17 protein-coding genes are annotated in these 16,509 nt (G+C 31.5%); all 17 read right to left on the reverse strand.

What is annotated here, in order from left to right; all coding sequences use genetic code 11:
* Positions 1–28 precede the first annotated feature (28 nt).
* Complete coding sequence (locus BUA89_RS22095; RefSeq protein WP_228420671.1) at positions 29–1,171, reverse strand: efflux RND transporter periplasmic adaptor subunit; 1,143 nt, start codon at positions 1,169–1,171, stop codon at positions 29–31.
* Positions 1,172–1,357: 186 nt separating this feature from the next.
* Positions 1,358–2,254 (reverse strand): helix-turn-helix domain-containing protein, encoded by an 897-nt coding sequence (locus tag BUA89_RS22100; RefSeq protein WP_072964103.1) that lies wholly within the window; start codon positions 2,252–2,254, stop codon positions 1,358–1,360.
* Between the two features lie 660 nt (positions 2,255–2,914).
* Positions 2,915–3,517 carry a hypothetical protein gene (locus BUA89_RS22105; RefSeq protein WP_143152421.1) on the reverse strand — a complete coding sequence of 201 codons (603 nt, stop codon included), beginning with the start codon at positions 3,515–3,517 and terminating at the stop codon, positions 2,915–2,917.
* A 7-nt stretch (positions 3,518–3,524) separates the two neighbouring features.
* Positions 3,525–4,103, reverse strand: coding sequence for a hypothetical protein (locus BUA89_RS22110; RefSeq protein WP_072964107.1), 579 nt, complete (start codon positions 4,101–4,103; stop codon positions 3,525–3,527).
* Positions 4,104–4,172: 69 nt separating this feature from the next.
* Complete coding sequence (locus BUA89_RS22115) at positions 4,173–4,829, reverse strand: hypothetical protein (RefSeq protein WP_143152422.1); 657 nt, start codon at positions 4,827–4,829, stop codon at positions 4,173–4,175.
* A 215-nt stretch (positions 4,830–5,044) separates the two neighbouring features.
* The gene (locus BUA89_RS23430) at positions 5,045–5,170 is read right to left on the reverse strand and encodes a hypothetical protein (protein WP_262487554.1); all 126 of its coding nucleotides are present in this window, start codon (positions 5,168–5,170) and stop codon (positions 5,045–5,047) included.
* Positions 5,171–5,181: 11 nt separating this feature from the next.
* Positions 5,182–6,168: a hypothetical protein gene (locus BUA89_RS22815; protein ID WP_083531761.1), complete on the reverse strand. Its 987-nt coding sequence runs from the start codon at positions 6,166–6,168 to the stop codon at positions 5,182–5,184.
* An 18-nt stretch (positions 6,169–6,186) separates the two neighbouring features.
* Positions 6,187–6,399, reverse strand: coding sequence for a glycoside hydrolase family protein (locus BUA89_RS22125; RefSeq protein ID WP_072964111.1), 213 nt, complete (start codon positions 6,397–6,399; stop codon positions 6,187–6,189).
* Positions 6,377–6,700, reverse strand: coding sequence for a hypothetical protein (locus tag BUA89_RS22130; protein WP_072964113.1), 324 nt, complete (start codon positions 6,698–6,700; stop codon positions 6,377–6,379). The genes BUA89_RS22125 and BUA89_RS22130 overlap by 23 nt, the downstream gene beginning before the upstream one ends.
* A gap of 238 nt (positions 6,701–6,938) precedes the next feature.
* Positions 6,939–7,427 (reverse strand): hypothetical protein, encoded by a 489-nt coding sequence (locus BUA89_RS22140; RefSeq protein ID WP_072964116.1) that lies wholly within the window; start codon positions 7,425–7,427, stop codon positions 6,939–6,941.
* Positions 7,428–7,449: 22 nt separating this feature from the next.
* Positions 7,450–8,088, reverse strand: a complete 639-nt coding sequence (locus BUA89_RS22145; protein WP_072964117.1) for a hypothetical protein — start codon at positions 8,086–8,088, stop codon at positions 7,450–7,452.
* A gap of 3 nt (positions 8,089–8,091) precedes the next feature.
* Positions 8,092–12,435 carry a PAAR-like protein gene (locus tag BUA89_RS22150; RefSeq protein ID WP_072964119.1) on the reverse strand — a complete coding sequence of 1,448 codons (4,344 nt, stop codon included), beginning with the start codon at positions 12,433–12,435 and terminating at the stop codon, positions 8,092–8,094.
* A 2-nt stretch (positions 12,436–12,437) separates the two neighbouring features.
* Positions 12,438–13,241 (reverse strand): hypothetical protein, encoded by an 804-nt coding sequence (locus BUA89_RS22155; RefSeq protein WP_143152423.1) that lies wholly within the window; start codon positions 13,239–13,241, stop codon positions 12,438–12,440.
* 231 nt (positions 13,242–13,472) lie between these two features.
* Positions 13,473–13,934, reverse strand: coding sequence for a hypothetical protein (locus tag BUA89_RS22160; RefSeq protein WP_072964123.1), 462 nt, complete (start codon positions 13,932–13,934; stop codon positions 13,473–13,475).
* Positions 13,918–15,102, reverse strand: a complete 1,185-nt coding sequence (locus tag BUA89_RS22165) for a hypothetical protein (RefSeq protein ID WP_072964125.1) — start codon at positions 15,100–15,102, stop codon at positions 13,918–13,920. The genes BUA89_RS22160 and BUA89_RS22165 overlap by 17 nt, the downstream gene beginning before the upstream one ends.
* Before the next feature lie 12 nt (positions 15,103–15,114).
* Positions 15,115–15,564 (reverse strand): hypothetical protein, encoded by a 450-nt coding sequence (locus BUA89_RS22170; RefSeq protein ID WP_143152424.1) that lies wholly within the window; start codon positions 15,562–15,564, stop codon positions 15,115–15,117.
* Between the two features lie 4 nt (positions 15,565–15,568).
* Positions 15,569–16,498 (reverse strand): DUF3289 family protein, encoded by a 930-nt coding sequence (locus BUA89_RS22175; protein ID WP_072964129.1) that lies wholly within the window; start codon positions 16,496–16,498, stop codon positions 15,569–15,571.
* Positions 16,499–16,509: the final 11 nt, after the last annotated feature.

The following is a 16,509-nucleotide window of genomic DNA, read 5'->3' on the forward strand; positions in this document are numbered from 1 at the left end:
ATTGTTTAAAATAAATAAGGGCTAAGAATTAGCTTTTGGTGGATGACTTAGCATCGGATTTGCTGGCTTGCTGTGTAACTGATTTATCCGTTTTAGGCTTTACAACCATCCCTTGTTGTAATCTTTCAAATCCTGAAACAATAAAAGTTTCACCGGGTTTTATTCCTTGGCTTATCATATAGTTCGTCCCTGTTTTTCCGGCGACTTTCAAAGCTTTTTGAACAGCTTTATTATCCTTATCAAGAGAAAAAACATAAACTTTGTCCTGAATATTCATTGTAGAAGCAATAGGAATAAGCGTTACACCATCGTAATTTTGATCAATCACAATTTTCCCTGTATTCCCTGCTCTCAAAATACTTTCCGGATTATCAAATTTTGCTCTGAAGGTTACCGAGCCTGTATTGCTGTTGAACTGACCTTCAATCGCATCAATCTTTCCTTTTTGCCCATAGGAATTACCATCGGTAATTTTCAAACCTACCATTTCAGAATTTTTAATCTTTTCCTGAATCGTACTGCCCGGATATTTGTTTTGAAACTGCAGGAAATCAAATTCACTCATACTGAAGTAAACATTTACCTGATGAATATCTGATAAAACTGTTAAAGGTTGAGCTCCTGTAGGCCCTATAAGACTCCCCAACCTGTAATTGATTCTGCCCAAATAGCCACTTACCGGAGCTTTGATAGTACAAAACTCATAATTAATTCGTGCCGCCTGTGCAGATGCTTCTGCTTGATTTAGTGATGCCACTGCGGCATCATAGGCTGCTTGAGATTGTTGAGTTTGAATGTCTGAAACAATTTTTTCTTTCACCAGTTCTTTTCTTCTCTTCAAATCAATTCTAGCTGTTGCAAGATTGGCACGTGCTACGGAAATGGCAGCTTTTGCCGTGTTGTATTGTTCTGCAAAGATCCGGTCATCTATTTTAAAAAGCGGCTGTCCAGCTTTTACATATGCACCTTCATCCACCATAATTTTCTGTAGATATCCTGAAACCTGCGGACGAATCTCTACATCGGTTACCCCTTCCACGCTTGCCGGATATTCTTTAGACACCAGACCATTTCCTTTTACTACGGTTGAAACCGGAAGCTCCATCGGAGGCATCTGCTGTGCCTGCTGGTCATTTTTGCTACAAGATGCCATTAACAAGAAAAACGCCACAAATCTTTATAGAATTTGCAACGAAATTCCTGTTTAGATTGCTCATAATTTTTTAAATATTTACTAAATTTTCGTTAGCAAATGTATTGACGAAATTGTCAGACTACAAGGTCAGAAAGATTCTTAAATATGTAAAAAAAGAACATTTGAAAAGAAAAAGCTATTAGAATTTATAAAACAAAAAAATTACAATGCTTTTCTATAAAAACCAGGAGAAATGCCGGTATGTTTTTTAAAAAATTTACTAAATGCCGTCTGATCATCAAAGCCAAACTCCCGCATTACCTCTGCAATACTAAACTCTTTTTTCATCAGAAAAATTTTAATTTCTGCAATCAGTTTTTCCTCAATAATCTGTTTTGGATTTTTATTAAAAACATCTTTAATCGTTCTTGTAAGATGTGTTCGGGTCACAAAAATGGTATCTGCATAATACTGAACATCCTTATGATACCGAAAATACTGACCTACCAAACTTACAAACTTCACCGCAATATCTTCTTTTCGGGATGTTTTAAATTCACCTTTTGCAGATTGGGTTTGGGTATAATTGGCGAGAGAATACATAATGAGCGAAAAATGCAGTTTGAGCATTTCCAGATTAAAACTATTGGCATTTTCAGGATTATTCAACCCTTGAATACTGTTGATATGATAAATGATTGAAAACATCGTCTCATTATCTAGGGTAACCTGCTTAAGGTAATTATTCGAAAGAATATCAAAAGCTTCCTGTGAATTGATTTCTAAGTTAAGTTCTGAGAAATAGTCAATCGAGATCAGGATAAATTTTAGCCTGGCATTCTTAGAAATGTCCTTAAATTCAATAATATTATTAGGAAATAAATTGACAATATCATTTTTTTTCAATTGAATCTCCTGAAAATCAACATTAATTAAAATTTCCCCCCTTTGAACAAGAAACAATCCAAAACAAATGACTTTACTTGGAAAATTCAGTTCTACAACTCTAGAATTTGAGGAATTAATATCAAAAGCCCAAATGTCAGGGTTGACAAGCTGAACATTTTGCCAATCAATAATTTCTCTTAAAGTATAAATCGGAATGATTGGTTTCTCCATTGTAAACTATTTTAAACAAAAATATAGAAAAACAACTCAATTTAGTAAAAAAAGAACTTTACAATGAGTAACAAATACTATTTACTGTTGAAGTTGTTTAGAGTTATTCAGAAAAAATCTTCCCTTATTAAAAGGATTAGCGAATTCTTCTAATAAAAATGTATCAACACGAAGCAAAAGACGATTGGGATTGGGCTGAGAATTATCTGACTTACAAAAACAGCTTATTGCCGGAAGCTTTACTGTGCGCGTAGATTTCAACAATGGACTTGGGGAAAAAATGGAAATATCAATCAGGGTGCAAAATCTACTGTCAGTTATCTGATGGCAAGGCTTTGTTTTACTTATTATTGGGATCTTATTTTTTTGGTTGACAGAAACTTCAACTATAAAAAATACTTAATGAAGATGGGCTTTGCAATTCCGGTTTAATTTGACTTAATCGAACCAAATCATCAATAAAAATGTTTAAAGATACGCTCGTCAAGGTCACAAATACCCAAATGGCCCCAATTTAGACTAAATTGGAGCCATTTTTATAAATTTTATTTACTTACCTAATCAATTATTGACAAAAATTTGATTTATCTCTTCCCCCTTTTAGACCCAAATCATTTTGGATATAATTTAACTTTAAATCTCATTGAACTTTTTCAAGTTTTATTTTTTCCGAATATTACCATTATTGTCAATCTGATATTTTTCAAAAGCTGTTGAATTTTCATTATTTCCGTGATATTTTTCAATGCTAAAATCTTGGCTAATTTTAAAGGTCACCGGGTTTTCATCACCAATGGCCCCGATTTCTTTATAATCAATAATTTTATGATTTGCCGAGGTTATCAAGATGAAATATTCGGAATCTCCACGAGCCATACTGACGAGTAAAAACTCAAAATCATTATCGGAACGAATGACAAAGCCTTTGTAAGTTTCCCCATCGTAATTTTTACTTTTTAGGAAGTCTATTAAATTTTCATTCAATTCATAAGACGGATATTTCATTTCAGAATATTGATCTTTAAAATATTGATGAAAACTCAATGGCAAATCAACTGTTGAAGGATTATCTTCACTAATAAAACTGCTTTTTGCTGTCTTTTTATTTTCTTTTTCGATTGTATTTACTTCGCAATTCTTGATAGGAGAAGTTTTGTTACAAGAGACACAAATAATTAATAAAATATAAATGGATAACCTACAGCTATATATTGGGGTGTGCATAGTTTTTTTTGAGCGTATAGCAAGAAAATTATCTTTCAAAATGTTATTATTTCAAATGGTCTAAAAATTCATAAGTTGTAGTATTGAAATTTATAATTCCAAAATTATTTTCATTCCATGCTTTTATAGGTAGCTTTTTATTCGCTTTAGCATCGTATGTTTCTTGGCTAAACTTATGTAAAATAAAATTATTATCTCTTAATTTGAATGTCAGATAATTATAGATATTATATTTATCTTCAAGGTCTCGTGTATATTCAAGAGTGAAGTAATTTCCTTTAGTTACAGTTTTTTTATATTCTTTTTCTCCTAAAATAGGGGAAGAGTCATTTTTTGCCCACAGAGAAAATGAGCCTTTATTATTTTTGAATATTAATATTTGAAGTTCCATCATCTCTTCTTGTGATGATGCTATGTAAATTTTATCGGGATAGGAGTCTCCATCTAAGTCGGCATTAATTTCATCAATTACATGGAATCCTTTTTTAAGGTTATCTTGAACATCAGTAGAATTTAATTGATTCGAAATAGATCTTGTAGAAGTATAAATTGTCTTAATTTCTTCACTTATTCTTGTCTTATCATTGATGTTAATTATTGATAGAGCGTCTAAAAAGAAAGGCAAAAGCGTTTTGTCTCTATCATAATAAGCAATTCTTGAAAGAAAGTCTTTATCAATTGCTTTTTTATTTCTTTAAAAAAGCAGTTTTATGTATTCAGCTTTGTATTTTTCGGGAGACCTTTTTAATTCCTCAATTATGTATTTAAATATTCTATCTTCATAATAAAAATGAAAATCTGTCACTAAAAATATAAAAATTTCTTTTAACTGCTCATCTTTTAGCCAAATGTCGATTTCTTTTTGATTAGGGTTAAATAAAAGCTTATTAATTACATTATTATAATCCTTACTGTGATCTAAATTTTTGAAATCAGAAGAATTATAGTTTTCTATACTTTCCTTGTCCAAAAGAGGCAATTCAGATTTAAAGGAAATTATTTTTTCTTGAGGGAAAATAACCAATTGTGAATATGTATTGTCCAAGCTGTCGGTTTGGAATATGTGATGAGGTACTATTTGATATACTTTATCTGTATTTATTGAAATATTTAATTTTTCTCTCAATATTTTTGAAAATTCTACCTCTGTTGGAATTTTATAATTATCATGTAATAAGAACTTTTGAAGTAAATTTCCTGCTTTTTGATAATAATCTTCCTTTTGCTCAGTGCTCCAACCATCCATAACATATGAATCATCAGAATCTTCTATTTCATAATTATATTTTTGAGCTTTCTGGTTACATCCTATAAACAGAAATAGAGATATCATTAAAATATTTATTTTCATAAATTTATAATGTTTTATTTATATCCAAGGTGAAAGTAATCTTAATGTACAGATGTCGCTTTTCCCTTAGTATTTTCAAAAGGTGCTTTATAATGATAGTTGTTTACAAAATCCCAATCTTTTGCTATAGAATAAATACTTTTTCATTATTTCATCTAGTTTTGAAGTCTTTTTGAGTAGTATAAACTTGAAAAGCATCTCTATAATTTTTAAAGTTATATCAGCCTCACATCTAGGACATTTTCATTATTCCCTTTCCCACTCAATTCTTCTCTTCCCACTTTCACCGTCCCTTTGTTCTCAATCATATCAGGGAATATTCCATTTATATATCGCTTCATAAATATCTTGATTATTTATTGACTATTTTACCTTCTTTTGTAATTACATATTTTTTCTCCTCATTTTTACCCTGAAATTTTTTATTAGTTGTTGTGACAGTAAATACAGACTCTTTATCAATATTAAAGCTTGCAGTTTCGGGTATATTATTTCCTTCGGGTTCATAAAGATTACCTTCCACATATAAATTGGAAACAACAGTATTATTAACAATAGATAACAAATAATATCTATAGGGAGCATCACCACAGTCCATCGGAAGAAGAATAAGATTGATATTTTTTGTATTTTCTAATGGAATATACCTTATCTCATTTTCTCCACAAGAAAACTCTGAAAGCCCAGAAATATTTTTTACAGATAGATGGTCGTATTTTACACTTTTGTAATCTATATTTTTCTGATAAGGAAGAGTAAGATTAGAAAATTTAAAATGTTTTGTATCTGCAGATCCTCCAGTAATTTTTTCGGAAACAAAAGAATGATAGCCATCTTTATAAAAAAATAAATATCCATCTACAATAAACATTTCATTAAAGGGAAATTGGCAGCCTTTCTTTGAGATATCTCCATCGGTATTCATAATCGTTAATAAATTATCAGTAGCTTTAATTGAAAAATCTTTCCTTAATTGCTCTCTAATTCCGTCACCCGTTTTAGAACTTTTGAAATACTCTGCAAAGGTAGTTTTTTCTTTTACAATTTCACCTGAACAAATAATTTGATTAGCTTTTAAAATCTTAATTGAATCATCACTTATATGTAATGTAATGTCTTTATACTCCTGATTTTTATTATTAGAGGCAAACCTCCATATTTTATAATGATCATCGTTAATTATATTTTTATTGGTAATACTATTTTTTTCCTTTTCGGGAATAAAAGTGTTGGGTACTGTATCTTTTTTCTTACAATTTAGACCTATAAAAGAAACAGCTATTATAGGTAATAAAAGTTTAATGTGCCGAATCATAATTTCCGTTGATAAACATTTCATAGTTTTGTTTCTTCTTGTTTAATTTTCTATATCTAAAAACTCTTTGGCAGCATCTTCATATTTTTCATCCAATAGGTTTTTGTATAATTTAGGTGCTTTATTTGTACTTAAAAAATAGGCTCCACAACTAAATAGCAAATCTACTAGTGCATCAAATTCTTTTGGATATAACTTAACTGTTACATCCCTCTGAACTTTTTTTAAAACTTTATTTTTTTCGAATATTACCATTATTGTCAATCTGATATTTTTCGAAAGCTGCTAAATTTTCATTATTTCCGTGATATTTTTCAATGCTAAAATCTTGGTTAATTTTAAAGGTCACCGGGTTTTCATCACCAATGGCTCCAATTTCTTTATAATCAATAATTTTATGATTTGTCGACGTTATCAAGATGAAATATTCGGAATCTCCACGAGCCATACTGATGAGTAAAAACTCAAAATCATTGTCGGAACGAATGACAAAACCTTTGTAAGTTTCCCCATCATAATTTTTACTTTTTAAGAAGTCTATTAAATTTTCATTCATTCATAAGACGGATATTTCATTTCAGAATATTGATCTTTAAAATATTGGTGAAAACTAAATGGCAAACTAACTGTTGAAGGATTATCTTCACTAATAAAACTGCTTTTTGCTATCTTTTTATTTTCTTTTTCGATCGTATTTACTTCACGATTCTTGATAGGAGAAGTTTTATTACAAGAGAAACAAATCAATGATAAAGCAGAAATTAGTATTATGTAGCTGTATAATAATCTGGTCATCAATTTTCTTTGGTTATTTTAAATCCTTTTTTCTCAGGTTTTGTAATAATATCAGAATCTATCCATTCAGATTGTATATAAAAAAGGCCGTTATCTTCTATTAAGATAAATTCAGGATTCATGTCTTCTCCAAGAGTATATCCGTCTATATTTTTTTTATGTTTAAGTACTAGTTTATTTCCTTCTGCTGTCGCTGTTAATTCATCTTTGAAACCTATTTGGTATCCATTTCCCGAAGCAATAATTTGATTTTTATTTATCAGAATCTCTAAATCCCATCCAGCATTTATACCTCCTATTTTTCCATATTCAAAACGTATTCTATAGGTACCATACCATTTCTGATCTATCTCCAAATTCTTTAGTACAACTTTATCCTGTAGTTTACTTATGGGTGAAATTTGATTATTAGAATTTGTGGTTTTAATATCCTGGCATGAAAATATACAGGATAACAGTAAGAGCGCTATATATGATAATTTTTTCATTTATAATAATTTAAAAGGAATATTATTTTAAAGATTTATTTAAATTTTGTTGTTGTTCATTCAAAAAAACTACACCTTCTTCATCAATACTAAAAGACTTCGTGTATAAAATGCCAAATTTATTTAGATAGCCTATGGTTAATTTTTTTGCAAAAGGGTAGCTTACAGCAGAATAAATATTAATCTTTTTGAATAATTTATTATCTTCATAAACTAATAAATCAATCCTTTTCTCTGTAGGAGGGAAATCATATTCTTTTTGATATATTGTTTTATAGGATTTAATATAATATAATTTTTTATTTTCAAAATTAGATGTTCCTATTTGAAAAACAGAGTCTATTTTTTCTTTAGTTGTATATAATAAATCGCTTTCAAATTGTTTATTAATAACTTTTTTACCCGTAATAGAATCAAAAAAATCTAAATTTTCTAATTGTTTTTGATTTAAAGAATCGCTTTTAGACATTGGGTCTGATTCATTATAAATCTGAACATACCATTTTTTTGCAAATTTTGTAGATGGTAAAAGACTGTTTCCTATTTCTTTAAAGGAATAGATATTCTTATTAGTGATATTTATATTTTCGGAAGGATTATTTTTAATCTTTGTACAAGCTATAGAAAATGTAGCTAATGTAATAATAAGATAACTTTTCATATTTTATTTCTCTTTTATTTCTATTACTTTTGAGATATCAAATTCTCCACAATGTAAGTGAGAGTCATGAAGATCTCCACCATCCGAAACATTTTTTAATTTCTTGAAGTAAATATCATTTCCTACTTTTCTTTCTTCAAAATGAAAAAACTTCATGGCATCAATAAATTTTTGATCAGTTTCTAATTTCCAAAAATAAATAGTGTCAATACTTTCTCCATTTACATGGAACTGACTTGGAAAACATGACCCTTCTTTAAAACAAGATCCTGTAGTGGTAATCGAAAGTCCTGTAGTTGCCAATGCACCAATAAAACCAGCAAAATAGTTCGGACCAGTATATATTCTTTTTGTTCCTGAAAAACTATACTTTATATAATCAACAGAATCTGGCATTTTTATTAACTCTATTGTCTCTTTTGTGGCAGAATAGAGCCTCCAAAATGTATCTCCATTATTACTTCCATACTCTGCAATATCCCCATTTTCATAAATGACTCTTCTTCGTGTTTGCCCTTCATTGACATTTTCATCACTTATTATTTTTGAATGAGTTGGTTTCTTGTATAGTTTTCGTTTACTAGGTAATTTTTTACTTGTAGTATGCCAATCAACAATACAAATATCGTGTTCCTTTCCTTCTTTATCATGAAAAATATACTTATATTTTTGTTTATACTCTTCTTTAATTGATTTGGGAGTATGTTTTTCTATTTTCCCATCAGCATAAATACGAAAAGTTATAATATCTTTTGCATTTATATTATTAGTAGAATTGTCATTTCCACAGCTAAATTTGGATGCTTTATATGCCTCTCCTTCAGATTTGGCAGCAATAGCTCTAGCAGCGATTTCTTTTTTTGTAATTCCATTTTTTCCATCAGTATCTACACTTTTATTAGCAATATAGTAATCAGTACCATCTTTATATAAAGTAGTATCATCTGATGAACCAAAATAATTAGGAGCAAAAACTAACACATAAAGATCAGATAATGATATTTTTCCGGTAATATTTTTCGTTTTTTTCCAAAGCTCAATATATTTTTCGACGTAATCAAGTTGATCTAATTGTGACATTAAAGCTAATTTTCTTTTAGTCAATGATAAATTATAATTTTTATTTAATGAAGTAATTGCTATAGGTGTAAATTGTATTAAACCAACAGCGCCACTAAAGCTTTCAGATAGTTGCATAATCTCCTCTTTGGTCAACCCTCTGTATTCTTTTTTAAATTTTCCATCTTTCCGTTTTTCTGTGGTTTCTTTTATTTCAATTTTAGATGCTGAAAAAGTTCCAGAAGTTTCCACATTCATAACAGCCATCAAATCATTGGGATCAAAATTTTGTCTTTTACTAATATCAATAACTTTCTTTCGGAATTCACAAGTTATATTTTTATGCCCCCCCCAAACTAAACCATAATCTTTACAGATACAAGTTCCATTTTTTCCGCCACTCAACTCCTCTCTTCCCACTTTCACCGCCCCTTTATTCTCAACCATATTAGGAAGTTTTGCTGTGGCATACAAAATTGCTAAATCTGTTTTCTCAAAATAAACAGATTTTTCTTTAGTCTTTACACCTTCACCTTCTGTCATTTTAATAACGGCGGCGATTTTAAAAAAGTTTTTAGGTTTTCCGAGTTTGGAAGGATCAACTTTTACGATGAGTTCTCCTTTTTTATTGATGATTCCTTCTACTTTATGGAAAAACGTTTCTTTGGAAAATTTTTCCTGTACATCTTTCCAGTCTTTCCACTGTTTAGCGCTCCAAGCCAATCCGAAATAAGGATCAGATTGTGTCATAAAATGAACCTCCACTTTTTTATCCACCATATTGATGGCATAGATTTTAAAATACAAAGGTTTATCAATAGGGGAATTGTACATTTTTTCTGTATCACCGACATCACAGAAATAGCCGTCAATAATTTTGGGAATACTGGATACCTCTAAATATTCACCCAAAGATTGATTACCGTTAAGAATTTGTAATGATGCATCTTTTGGTACCAGCTTAAAATGAAGTTTACCAGCCTTAGTCAGTCCTCGGGCTTCAATTTTCTGCTTAATACTGTTATCAAGGGTAAAAGGCCAATAAACTCCGCTACTGGTTTCAGATAACGTTCCTTCGATATTGTGAACAAGATTCACTCCGTTGCTGTCATTATCAAAAATTTGCAATGTCATTGCTTCTCCCTGAAGTCCTTCGTATTTCACAAAAGCGCAGATTTCCTGTCCATATCCTGCCTCTTTTATAATATTTCCGCTATTTCCATCATTATCGATCCATTTAGAGGTTTCTGTTAATATTTTAGGTTGAATAATTTTAAGTTTTAACGGAGCTTGCGAAGGTCTGCCTCCCATCAGACAGTCAATGGTATATTCTCCAGGAAGAGTAAATTTATAATTAAATTTTTCTCCGCTTCCTGTTCCTGAAGAAGGTCCGGAAATTTTCCATACAAGAGTGCCATCTTTTGTAGCATCATAGTTGTTTAGAAGTGTTTTGCCAATTTCAAAAGGAATTTCTAAACCAGTTCTGGCTTTTTTTCCTGCTTTAATCTCGGTGACAATATTTTCTTTCACTTCAAAATGCCAGTCGTCTTCTTCTTTCTTTGCGTTTTTTCCGGTAGCGTTGGCCGTAATACTGTAAGCTTCGACCACATATTTTCCAGGAATCATCAGCCGGGATCCGGGAATGGTAATGTTCTTTCCGGTAGCCTGAAGTACTCCGTTAAGATTCCATTTTATTTCGGTGGATTCGTCTGAGATGATACCGTATGACGAATTTTCATCCCCCAATTTATATTTCATCTTTGAAACACTGAAAGTCATGGCAGTTCCTGGTCTTACCACTTCAGCACCATGGCTAATTCCCAAAACGGCATTACCTTCTGTTTCTCCCGACATCTTTTTTTCTATGATTTCTCCCTGATCATTGGTATATCTTGCAATGATCGTATATTTTGCCTTGCTGTTTTTTGGAGTAAAAGTTAAAGTATCTCCATTTATTTGAACACCTTCTGTAATCATATTTTCAGTTCCGTCTAATACGGCTAAGATGAGCTTTGACTTTTCTTCTGCAGTAAGATCTGAAATGAAAAATTTAGCCTTAAAAACAGAAGGAACACCTTTTCTGAATTTTCTGTTTTTCGAAGGATCAAGTCTGGAGGTAAAATCTGCTGAGGTACATTCTATATCAATTAAAGTGTTTTCTATAACTTCAACATCAATGGAGCAAGTAGGATCACATTTATCATATTTTCCTTTTTCAAACTCCTGAGTCTTAGGCTTTCCATAACCTTCAATTCTATATTTACCTAAAGCATCAAAACTTTGGGAAAATTCTGTCCCAATTTGTTCTCTTAAAAATACTCTGCTTTCTTTTTTACCCTGATGATCATTATAAACCATCCATGAACTAAATTGTTTGTTTCCGCTTTTTAAATTGGCTTTAAAAGATGCTTCTTCATCCTTACGTAGGTAAATGATACCATTTTTATTTTTAGAGTCAGTTTCTTTAAAGGATGCTCTGTTTTCAATTTTGATTAAAGTAATGGAAGTGACAACCGGATATTCTTCCTTTTTTTTAGGCTGTGCTATGGCAGGATTTACCATGGCAAGCTCCACAGGATTGGTGTTATCTGCATGGGCATTGCTTACAGAATCGGTTTGCCCGTGATTAAAAACCGTAATTTTTCCGCCCACAGTACATTGAAGTTCTGAAATCTCAGTGAGCGTATTTTTTCCCATTACCTGAGTGCTTTCATAAGTTTTCCCCCATTTTGGTGCCGGCGCCAAAGCACACGGAAGATAACCTCCTGAAGAAGGCTTTAGTGTGCATTTTCCGAATGTGGCAACAGGCGGATTAAACGTTTTATCTTCTTCAGTAGCGGCAAGTTTTCCTTGTTCGTCATTCAAAACAATAATAGAATGAGTAGTTACCTGAAGATTGGCGGTCTGTTTAGGGTTTTCAGCTTTATCACAAACACATTTGGCATTATGTACCACAAAATATTTACCATCGTGCTCACTTTTTGAAGCCTGTTCGTTTTTCTTTTCCTCTTCTTCCTTTTTCTTTTCCTGATCCTGTTTCTCCTGATTGTTTTTTTGTTCTTCGGCAGGATCTAAAGGCGGAGTTTCACCATTCATCGTATAGATTTCGTCTTTAGGTGGTGTCATCAGCCTGAAACCTGCGTATGGAGTTGTAGACGTTTTCTGATCCGAACCTGCCTGATTATTATGATACTCCTGAAGTTTTGTCCAGTCTTTAATCCCCAGTTTTTTGGCGATATCCTGCAGTGTCTCTCCGCTCTGAACGGTGTATTGGATAGGGGTTGACATATTTATTTTGTTTGAATGGTAATCGTGTGTTGGTAATAAAATTTTTCTTCTGCTTCTATACAGACATAGATTTCTGCTTCTTTTATTCTTCCTGTTTTTCCGGTATAGCTGATTTTACTTTGAAAATCTGCGTAGAGCGGTAATGTTTCTTCATCAAAACTGACGTAATAATTATGCTTGTGAATGTAACGGATAATATCATTCATTATCTCCTGAGCATTATCTATTTTAGGTTCAATTAACAATGTATTCTGTTCTTTATGATAATTTACTTTGCCTTTCCATTCGGTCATTCCAATAGGAAGTACTGTCCATGAAGTTTCAAATTGATTTTCAGGATTGAATTTCTGTAAGCTGTATTCCAGAACTTTTATAAAATGTAACTGAGCAATAAAATGTTTTAACTTTTCATCGGTCTGCGTAGCCTCAAAAAATTGTGTCTGGATATGTTCTACACCCTCCCCACTGTAGATTTCATGAATGGCAATATCCGCATTTTGAATCCTTTTTCTTATCTCGGGAATATTTTCAATGACGATGCTGTACCTATTGATTTTACAAATAAGAGGAAACAATGCTTCCATATAATTATTTGCGATTTCCAGGAATTTAGTGTCTATTTTCTGATCATTGACTTTTAAATTGGTTCTGTTGATCTGTATTGTATTGGCTTCCTTTTTATCCGTCTCCACATAGAGAGTATAAGAAAGTTTTGCTTCATACTCTTCCATGCCAATTTTTACCTTGCAATTATCATTTACAAAGTAAGTAGAAGTTGGGAATATGTCTGAAACCTGAGTTGTCATTTAGTGTTTTAGTTTTATTGAATACATTATTTTTTTAAATCAATTTTTAAAATATTATCTTCTCTATCATTGGATTCACAATTTATGTTGTAAAAATATTATTTCCTTTATTGCTTGATATTATCTTAAAATCATTAACCTTATATTGAATAGTAGATTTTAATTCATAACTTTTGTCAATTTGATACTGTTTAATCCTTGAATCGTAACAGTATAGTAAGGAATTTTATATTAATCTTTACCCAATGAGATTAAAACGGAATTACTTTTCATGACTTTACCATTAACACTATATTCTTGAACTTCACACAAATTTTCTTTCTGATAATTTGTCCCTACTTTTGATGGTGAAACCTTAAAATCTTTCAGAATATATTCTTTCTGATCAATTAAGACTTTAAACTTATCTGTAAAAGTATACGTCTTTTTTAACTCAATAGAATAATCTGAGCCATCCTTCGAAAAAGCATAATCAGCATTGTTCTTTTTCACCGCAATAAAACTCATGCTATCTTTTAAAACATTGTTTTTATATTGATATACTTTTATACTCCCGATTGTTTTTTCAGAATAAATATTGATAAAAGACAAAGGCCTATTGGGATTACATTTTTCCTTATTTTTGTCACTACAGTTGATCAAAAGTATCAGTGAGAATAGAATGATTAATAAAAATTTATTTTGCTTTAACATATCCGAAATAATTTGTTCTGAATACTTCATATCTTATTTTATTATAACTGTATTTTGTCTTAGGGTTTCTTCCCCAAGTATAGATGGTAATATCAATATATCCTGAATCTGTTTGAGCATGTGAAATATTTTCTAATACAATCCAATGTTGAGGAAAAGCAAAATCGCCAGAAATTTTATCATTAAAGAGCCCCATATTTACTAATAAGAATACTTCATAACCTTCTTCTTTAGCATTCATGAGTTCAACAATATCTTCTATAGTAGAGCCCCAAATCCAACCGGTTTTTCTAAAGTATAAATTAGTGTTATCCGTAACATCAGTAAAACCTAATAATTTTTCGCTCAACATTTTCATTCTCGAAGGAACTGTCATAGCAGAAGCCTCTTCTTTTGTATTTCCTTCAAAGTCGAAAAAAACATTTTCATCATCGGTAATGCAGGTATTAGGAATCCAATCGCAAGAGGCCATTGTAGTAGGAAAGTTTTCTTTTGTTTTAGGATTAGTATCTGCAATATCTTTCAAATCTCCATCACTGCTAATATCTATTTTATAATTATTAAATTGAGTATTGCCTTTTCTATGAAGATCAGAAATAAATGTGGCATAACTTTCTTTATCTTTTTTAGCAAAAGAATACATAATTGCACTGGGGCCACATGTATTGGTGTCATCTTGGTTGATGCGCCACGGTTCTCTTTTTCTTGCTTCTAATTCATTTAATAATTTAATTCGATCGAAAAAACGAAATCTGTTATGTTTAAACTGAGTGAGCTTTCCTTCGTTATCCGCATCATTAATATAAGCAATAATATTTAAATCATTCCCGCATCCATTAGAATCATTAAAGGTAATACTGATCTCGTCACCGGTGAACGTATCCTTCAGTACGTTTTTATAAAACTTTCCTGTTTCTTTATCTGTATAACTTACTGCCCACTTTATCAAGTTGACATCCTTGGGATCACCATTGGTATAGGACTCTACTTTAAAGGTATACGTCTCTCCGAATAGCAGACCGTTTTTTTCCACAATGGTTCCATTTCCGTCATTAGCTGCACCGTCATCCAAATCGGAGATAAGTTTAATACTTTTCACCTGCGTTGGCTCTATTCCTTTTCTTGAAATAGGAGTTTTACTGTCGAATATTACGCCCGGACCTGCCATTTTTCTATGTTTTTATTGATCAAATTCAAAATTTTCTTTCTTGCCGGAAACTGCATCATATACAACATTGGCTTTTTCAATCAGGTAAAAAATATCCATTTTTCCATCAGTGTATCTCACATAGGCAATAAGGTCTTCGTTGTGCCCATCGAATGCTTCTCTTTCTCCTTTGTAATCTTTGTTGATGACATTGGTTTCCTTGTAAATATAAACAGAATACAAATGATAGCTTTTAGTATTCACTGCAGCTATTTTCTCATCAATCTTCTGTTTTAGTTTTTCATATTCCTGAACGTTATATGAAAACTGACCTTCCAAATAAAAATAATCAATCCTATTTTTATTCTCTCCTGCCTTAAACTCATAAGTTTTGGGTGATAAGGCAATTAGCTGTAAGTCTTGCGACTTGTTTTGATTACATGCCACGAATAATATCAATAAAATAATAAGGTTTTTCATCATAATTTTAATCTCTGTCTGAGTTTCCTCCTAAATAAACGGTTCTTTCCATTTCTGTAATAAAAGGTTTTGCACTTCTATAATGTTGCAGAATGTACCACGCTTTGAAGAAGTCTCCGGTATGGTATTGCGGGATTCTGTCTTCACCGTGTTTTTTTATATCCTCCCAGTCGAGACCGAAGTGATCATAGAAAGTGTATTTTAGGGTGCCGCTCCACATTTTGGTACATTTATTATAAGAATAATCCAGAATTTCAGCTTTTGCACTCCAAACCTGATGTACAGTAATTCCTAATCCCGAAACTTTATCCCAAAAAGAAGAAAAGTTCAACAAATTCATGGGAATGGTTTTCATGGATGAAGGATCATAACTGTTTTTTTTAAGCTCTTCTTTTAATTCGGCGAGAAAGCTGTTGTGATAGGTTGTAAAAGCAGGATTGTTGGATATTTCCTTGTTTAATATATCACTTTTATAGGTGCCGCCTGTTCCATTTTTAAATCGGTCTGCCATCTCTAAAGCTACTGTTTCCATATCTCCAATGGAGAGTGATGTCATTAGTTGATCGAGATATGCGCCTAATGTAGCATCACTTAATTTAAATACTGGGTCGTTTTTAATAGAAGCTGATGATATAGGGCTGTCTGCAAAAAACATGTCTTCAGCTTTTGTTCCATCGTAGCCGAAACCCGGTTCTCTTTTAGCTTTTCCAATGAGCTTATTACCTACTTTTATTACCCCTTCCTTGCATCCGTCATCACCTTTTCCATCTTTTCCGAAACCTTGTAATATCGCTCGTTTCTGACTGGATAACTCAAGATTCTGTTTAGTTGCCTCAATAATGACTTCCCCCGATTCCTCATGAGAAATCTTACTCAACGAAGTATAATTGTTAGACACCTGTATGTTGATGTTGTTTGCTTTTTTAATAATAGCCATGATTTTGGTGT

Origin of the sequence: Chryseobacterium arachidis, from assembly GCF_900129245.1 — a bacterium.
Taxonomy (GTDB): Bacteria; Bacteroidota; Bacteroidia; order Flavobacteriales; family Weeksellaceae; genus Chryseobacterium; species Chryseobacterium arachidis.

Coding starts and splice junctions, on each gene's coding strand:
- BUA89_RS22170 (WP_143152424.1), bottom strand. CDS start 15,564: ATGATGAAAAACCTTATTATTTTATTGATATTATTCGTGGCATGTAAT.
- BUA89_RS22155 (WP_143152423.1), bottom strand. CDS start 13,241: ATGACAACTCAGGTTTCAGACATATTCCCAACTTCTACTTACTTTGTA.
- BUA89_RS23430 (WP_262487554.1), bottom strand. CDS start 5,170: ATGAAGCGATATATAAATGGAATATTCCCTGATATGATTGAGAACAAA.
- BUA89_RS22145 (WP_072964117.1), bottom strand. CDS start 8,088: ATGAAAAGTTATCTTATTATTACATTAGCTACATTTTCTATAGCTTGT.
- BUA89_RS22815 (WP_083531761.1), bottom strand. CDS start 6,168: ATGAAATGTTTATCAACGGAAATTATGATTCGGCACATTAAACTTTTA.
- BUA89_RS22160 (WP_072964123.1), bottom strand. CDS start 13,934: ATGTTAAAGCAAAATAAATTTTTATTAATCATTCTATTCTCACTGATA.
- BUA89_RS22100 (WP_072964103.1), bottom strand. CDS start 2,254: ATGGAGAAACCAATCATTCCGATTTATACTTTAAGAGAAATTATTGAT.
- BUA89_RS22165 (WP_072964125.1), bottom strand. CDS start 15,102: ATGGCAGGTCCGGGCGTAATATTCGACAGTAAAACTCCTATTTCAAGA.
- BUA89_RS22150 (WP_072964119.1), bottom strand. CDS start 12,435: ATGTCAACCCCTATCCAATACACCGTTCAGAGCGGAGAGACACTGCAG.
- BUA89_RS22175 (WP_072964129.1), bottom strand. CDS start 16,498: ATGGCTATTATTAAAAAAGCAAACAACATCAACATACAGGTGTCTAAC.
- BUA89_RS22125 (WP_072964111.1), bottom strand. CDS start 6,399: ATGGTAATATTCGAAAAAAATAAAGTTTTAAAAAAAGTTCAGAGGGAT.
- BUA89_RS22130 (WP_072964113.1), bottom strand. CDS start 6,700: ATGAATGAAAATTTAATAGACTTCTTAAAAAGTAAAAATTATGATGGG.
- BUA89_RS22140 (WP_072964116.1), bottom strand. CDS start 7,427: ATGAAAAAATTATCATATATAGCGCTCTTACTGTTATCCTGTATATTT.
- BUA89_RS22115 (WP_143152422.1), bottom strand. CDS start 4,829: ATGAAAATAAATATTTTAATGATATCTCTATTTCTGTTTATAGGATGT.